The 5,291-nt window shown below is 55.1% G+C and carries 3 rRNA genes; all 3 read left to right on the top strand.

What is annotated here, in order from left to right:
• Nucleotides 1–3 precede the first annotated feature (3 nt).
• The 3 genes from J3S28_RS28120 (at nucleotide 4) to rrf (ending at nucleotide 5,284) form a co-directional block, all read left to right on the top strand.
• Nucleotides 4–1,525 (top strand): 16S ribosomal RNA (locus J3S28_RS28120).
• A gap of 385 nt (nucleotides 1,526–1,910) precedes the next feature.
• Nucleotides 1,911–5,049 (top strand): 23S ribosomal RNA (locus J3S28_RS28115).
• A gap of 118 nt (nucleotides 5,050–5,167) precedes the next feature.
• Nucleotides 5,168–5,284: ribosomal RNA gene (gene rrf, locus J3S28_RS28110) — 5S ribosomal RNA — on the top strand.
• Together the 16S, 23S and 5S rRNA genes form the textbook arrangement of a ribosomal RNA operon.
• The last annotated feature ends 7 nt before the right edge of the window (nucleotides 5,285–5,291 follow it).

Below are 5,291 nucleotides of genomic sequence, written 5' to 3'. Positions count from 1 at the left end.
GTTTTCATGGAGAGTTTGATCCTGGCTCAGGACGAACGCTGGCGGCGTGCTTAACACATGCAAGTCGAACGATGAAGCCAGCTTGCTGGTGGATTAGTGGCGAACGGGTGAGTAACACGTGGGTGATCTGCCCCAAACTTTGGGATAAGCCTGGGAAACTGGGTCTAATACCGAATATGACCATGGGATGCATGTTCTGTGGTGGAAAGCTCCGGCGGTTTGGGATGGGCCCGCGGCCTATCAGCTTGTTGGTGGGGTAATGGCCTACCAAGGCGACGACGGGTAGCCGGCCTGAGAGGGCGACCGGCCACACTGGGACTGAGACACGGCCCAGACTCCTACGGGAGGCAGCAGTGGGGAATATTGCACAATGGGCGCAAGCCTGATGCAGCGACGCCGCGTGAGGGATGACGGCCTTCGGGTTGTAAACCTCTTTCACCAGGGACGAAGCGTGAGTGACGGTACCTGGAGAAGAAGCACCGGCCAACTACGTGCCAGCAGCCGCGGTAATACGTAGGGTGCGAGCGTTGTCCGGAATTACTGGGCGTAAAGAGTTCGTAGGCGGTTTGTCGCGTCGTTCGTGAAAACTTGGGGCTTAACTCCAAGCGTGCGGGCGATACGGGCAGACTTGAGTACTACAGGGGAGACTGGAATTCCTGGTGTAGCGGTGAAATGCGCAGATATCAGGAGGAACACCGGTGGCGAAGGCGGGTCTCTGGGTAGTAACTGACGCTGAGGAACGAAAGCGTGGGTAGCGAACAGGATTAGATACCCTGGTAGTCCACGCTGTAAACGGTGGGTACTAGGTGTGGGTTCCTTTTCACGGGATCCGTGCCGTAGCTAACGCATTAAGTACCCCGCCTGGGGAGTACGGCCGCAAGGCTAAAACTCAAAGGAATTGACGGGGGCCCGCACAAGCGGCGGAGCATGTGGATTAATTCGATGCAACGCGAAGAACCTTACCTGGGTTTGACATACACCAGAAAGCGGCAGAGATGTCGCCCCCCTTGTGGTTGGTGTACAGGTGGTGCATGGCTGTCGTCAGCTCGTGTCGTGAGATGTTGGGTTAAGTCCCGCAACGAGCGCAACCCTTATCTTATGTTGCCAGCGCGTAATGGCGGGGACTCGTGAGAGACTGCCGGGGTCAACTCGGAGGAAGGTGGGGATGACGTCAAGTCATCATGCCCCTTATGTCCAGGGCTTCACACATGCTACAATGGCCGGTACAGAGGGCTGCGATACCGTGAGGTGGAGCGAATCCCTTAAAGCCGGTCTCAGTTCGGATCGGGGTCTGCAACTCGACCCCGTGAAGTCGGAGTCGCTAGTAATCGCAGATCAGCAACGCTGCGGTGAATACGTTCCCGGGCCTTGTACACACCGCCCGTCACGTCATGAAAGTTGGTAACACCCGAAGCCGGTGGCCCAACCCCTTTGTGGGAGGGAGCCGTCGAAGGTGGGATTGGCGATTGGGACGAAGTCGTAACAAGGTAGCCGTACCGGAAGGTGCGGCTGGATCACCTCCTTTCTAAGGAGCAATATAAACCACATTGTCGCTGCTGCTTTGTACCAGCAGCCATGTATTTCGGTATGTGGTGCGAGTGTGGTGGCCCCGCTTCACAGGCGAATGTTCTGTGGTGGGAGCTCATGGGTGAAACGCTAACAATGCCAGCAACGTTCGTTTGGATGTTGCCGGCGCTGTCATGGGTGACCATGGCAGGCATTGACACACTATTGGGTCCTGAGAGAACACACGTGTTCTTTCTAGGGTTAGACAAAGATGCCGACTGCTTTCCGCCTGTTATCTGCTCTGCTTGAAGAAGTGGGGTGGGGGTGTTGGGTGTGGTTGGTGTGTGTTGTTTGAGAATTGCACAGTGGATGCGAGCATCTTTATTTTTTGTTTTGTTTATTTGTTGTAAGTGTGTAAGAGCGTACGGTGGATGCCTTGGCACCAGGAGCCGATGAAGGACGTAGGAGGCTGCGATAAGCCTCGGGGAGCTGTCAACCGAGCTGTGATCCGAGGGTGTCCGAATGGGGAAACCCAGCACGAGTGATGTCGTGTTACCCACCTGTGAATATATAGCGGGTGTGGAGGGAACGTGGGGAAGTGAAACATCTCAGTACCTACAGGAAGAGAAAACAATAGTGATTCCGTGAGTAGTGGCGAGCGAAAGCGGATGAGGCTAAACCATGCATATGTGATACCCGGCAGGGGTTGTGTGTGTGGGGTTGTGGGATCTATTTTGTCCATTCTGCCGGATGGGCCGACAGTGAGAAATCAGTGTGTTAGTCGAAGTGGTCTGGAACGGCCTGTCGTAGAGGGTGAGAGTCCCGTAGACGAAAACATGTTGACTGTTGTAGTAGACACCCAAGTAGCAGCGGGCCCGTGAAATCTGCTGTGAATCTGTCGGGACCACCCGATAAGCCTGAATACTCCCTGGTGACCGATAGCGGACTAGTACCGTGAGGGAAAGGTGAAAAGTACCCCGGGAGGGGAGTGAAATAGTACCTGAAACCGTGCGCTTACAATCCGTCAAAGCCTGTGCAGTCTTTAGTGGCTGGTGGGTGATGGCGTGCCTTTTGAAGAATGAGCCTGCGAGTTAGTGCTCGGTGGCGAGGTTAACCCGTGTGGGGTAGCCGTAGCGAAAGCGAGTCCGAATAGGGCGATCGAGTCGCCGGGTCTAGACCCGAAGCGGAGTGATCTACCCATGGCCAGGTTGAAGCGACGGTAAGACGTCGTGGAGGACCGAACCCACTTCAGTTGAAAATGGAGGGGATGAGTTGTGGGTAGGGGTGAAAGGCCAATCAAACTCCGTGATAGCTGGTTCTCCCCGAAATGCATTTAGGTGCAGCGTCGCATGTTTCTCACTGGAGGTAGAGCTACTGGATGGCCGATGGGCCCTACAAGGTTACTGACGTCAGCCAAACTCCGAATGCCGGTGAGTGAGAGTGCGGCAGTGAGACTGCGGGCGATAAGGTTCGTAGTCGAGAGGGAAACAGCCCAGATCGCCGGCTAAGGCCCCTAAGCGTGTACTAAGTGGAAAAGGATGTGGGGTCGCGAAGACAACCAGGAGGTTGGCTTAGAAGCAGCCACCCTTGAAAGAGTGCGTAATAGCTCACTGGTCAAGTGATCCTGCGCCGACAATGTAGCGGGGCTCAAGTACACCGCCGAAGCCGCGGCACTCACGCAATAGCCCGTCTCACCCTCAAGGGGGTGTGACTAGGTGTGTGGGTGGGTAGGGGAGCGTCCTGCATCCCTGGAAGCCACAGAGTGATCTAGTGGTGGAGGGTGTGGGAGTGAGAATGCAGGCATGAGTAGCGAAAGAACAGTGAGAAACTGTTCCGCCGAATGACCAAGGGTTCCTGGGCCAGGCTAATCCGCCCAGGGTGAGTCGGGACCTAAGGCGAGGCCGACAGGCGTAGTCGATGGACAACGGGTTGATATTCCCGTACCCGTGTAGTCGCGCCCGTGATGAATCAGCTGTACTAACCGCCCTGAATGTTCCTTAGCCGCCTTCGGGTGGCCCTGGGACTGGATGCGCGGGACCTTGGTTGGTAGTAGTCAAGCGATGGGGTGACGCAGGAAGGTAGTGGGGCCAGTCAGTGGTTGTACTGGTGTAAGCCTGTAGGGCGTGTTCTAGGCAAATCCGGAACACACATAGCCTGAGAGGTGATGCGTAGCCGAATGAGGCGAATTCCATGATCCTATGCTGCCGAGAAAAGCCTCTAGCGAGTGGCGACACGGCCCGTACCCCAAACCAACACAGGTGGTCAGGTAGAGAATACTAAGGCGATCGAGAGAACTGTGGTTAAGGAACTCGGCAAAATGCCCCCGTAACTTCGGGAGAAGGGGGACCACGTCTGGTGATCAACTTCGCGTTGTGAGCTGGGTGTGGTCGCAGAGACCAGAGAGAAGCGACTGTTTACTAAAAACACAGGTCCGTGCGAAGTCGTAAGACGATGTATACGGACTGACGCCTGCCCGGTGCTGGAAGGTTAAGAGGACCGGTTAACACCTTTGGGTGTGAAGCTGAGAATTTAAGCCCCAGTAAACGGCGGTGGTAACTATAACCATCCTAAGGTAGCGAAATTCCTTGTCGGGTAAGTTCCGACCTGCACGAATGGCGTAACGACTTCTCTGCTGTCTCAACCACAGACTCGGCGAAATTGCAGTACGAGTAAAGATGCTCGTTACGCGCGGCAGGACGAAAAGACCCCGGGACCTTCACTATAGCTTGGTATTGGTGTTCGGTTCGGTTTGTGTAGGATAGGTGGGAGACTGTGAAGCATGCACGCCAGTGTGTGTGGAGTCGTTGTTGAAATACCACTCTGATCGTATTGGATATCTAACCTCGGACCATGATCTGGTTCAGGGACAGTGCCTGGTGGGTAGTTTAACTGGGGCGGTTGCCTCCTAAAATGTAACGGAGGCGCCCAAAGGTTCCCTCAGCCTGGTTGGCAATCAGGTGTTGAGTGTAAGTGCACAAGGGAGCTTGACTGTGAGACGTACATGTCGAGCAGGGACGAAAGTCGGGACTAGTGATCCGGCACCGGCAAGTGGAAGCGGTGTCGCTCAACGGATAAAAGGTACCCCGGGGATAACAGGCTGATCTTCCCCAAGAGTCCATATCGACGGGATGGTTTGGCACCTCGATGTCGGCTCGTCGCATCCTGGGGCTGGAGTAGGTCCCAAGGGTTGGGCTGTTCGCCCATTAAAGCGGCACGCGAGCTGGGTTTAGAACGTCGTGAGACAGTTCGGTCTCTATCCGCCGCGCGCGTAAGAAACTTGAGGAAACCTGTCCCTAGTACGAGAGGACCGGGACGGACGAACCTCTGGTGTGCCAGTTGTCCTACCAAGGGCACTGCTGGTTAGCTACGTTCGGAAGGGATAACCGCTGAAAGCATCTAAGCGGGAAGCCTGTTCCAAGATGAGGTTTCTCACCACCTTCGCGTGGTTAAGGCCCCCCACAGACCATGGGGTAGATAGGCCAGAACTGGAAGTCGGGTAACCGATGCAGGTGACTGGTACTAATCGGCCGAGGACTTACAACCAAAACAAACAATAAAAACTTGTTTCGCATCCACTGTGCAATATCTGAAACAACACACAAACAAAAAAACACTCTCACGAGTAGACATACTTTGTTTGTGGGTGTGTGTTTCATAGAGTTACGGCGGCTATAGCGGTGGGGAAACGCCCGGTCCCATTCCGAACCCGGAAGCTAAGCCCACCAGCGCCAATGGTACTGCACCCTAATCAGTGTGGGAGAGTAGGACACCGCCGAACACAATTT

Origin of the sequence: Williamsia soli (assembly GCF_017377795.1) — a bacterium.
In the GTDB taxonomy this organism is placed as follows: domain Bacteria; phylum Actinomycetota; class Actinomycetes; order Mycobacteriales; family Mycobacteriaceae; genus Williamsia; species Williamsia soli.
Note: the sequence above shows the minus strand (reverse complement) of the source record. Positions and strands in the feature narration are given on the sequence as shown.